The 1021-nt window shown below is 61.7% G+C and carries 1 protein-coding gene; it reads left to right on the top strand.

What is annotated here, in order from left to right:
• The first annotated feature begins 5 nt into the window (after positions 1-5).
• Positions 6-992: an IS30 family transposase gene (locus tag DMH01_RS42255; RefSeq protein ID WP_199745844.1), complete on the top strand. Its 987-nt coding sequence runs from the start codon at positions 6-8 to the stop codon at positions 990-992.
• Positions 993-1021 lie beyond the last annotated feature (29 nt).

Genomic DNA, 1021 nt, shown 5'->3' on the forward strand with positions numbered 1-1021 from the left:
GTTTCGTGTCGCGTGGTGTGCCGTTGCGTTCGGTGGAGCGTGAGTTGATCGCGTTCGGGTTGAGGCAGGGGAAGTCGTTTCGGGAGATTGGGGCCTGGATTGGGCGGGATCATTCGGTGGTGTCCCGTGAGGTTGACCGTAATGGTGGACGGGCGGTGTATTCGCCGTTGGTTGCGCAGCGCCGGGCTGATCGGATGCGGAGGCGTCCGAAGGAACGCAAGGTGCTGAAGTCGCCGTTTCTGACTCGCGTGGTGAACGAGGGGTTGCGGAAGAAGTGGTCGCCGATGCAGATCGCGTGCAGGTTGCGGCTTGAGCATCCGATGGATCATTCTCGCTGGGTGTCACATGAAGCGATTTACCAGGCGTTGTTCGTGCAGGCGAAGGGGACGTTACGGGCGGAGGTGGCCGAGGGGTTACGCCAGGGCAGGATCAAGCGACGGACCCGGTCACGAGGGGCGGAGCTGCGAGGCAAGATCAAGGACATGGTCCTGATCAGCGAGCGGCCGGCCGAAGCCGAGGACCGTGCCGTGCCGGGCTTCTGGGAAGGCGATCTGATCGTCGGCGCGAACAATCAGTCCCAGATCGCGACCTTGGTCGAGCGGCGCACCCGATTCGTCATGCTGGTGCGCATCCCTTACGATCGCACGGCCGAGAATGTGGCCCCACGGCTGGCCGCCAAGATGAACACCTTGCCTGACGTTTTCAAGAACAGCGTCACCTGGGATCAGGGCGGCGAGATGGGCAGCCATAAGAAGTTCACCATGGCCACCGGCATGCCGGTGTATTTTTGTGATCCGCGCTCGCCCTGGCAACGCGGCAGCAACGAGAACACCAATGGATTGCTGCGCCAGTACCTTCCCAAAGGAACCGACCTATCCGGGTATTCGCAGGACGAACTCGATGCCATCGCAGACGAACTCAACGACCGGCCGCGGCAGACGCTGGGCTGGCTTAAGCCGATCGAAGCGTTCAGCAAAGTGTTGCTAGACTAGAGGCGGTGCACTCACCAGTTGAAACCACC

This window comes from Amycolatopsis sp. WAC 04182, from assembly GCF_003947465.1.
In the GTDB taxonomy this organism is placed as follows: Bacteria; Actinomycetota; Actinomycetes; order Mycobacteriales; family Pseudonocardiaceae; genus Amycolatopsis.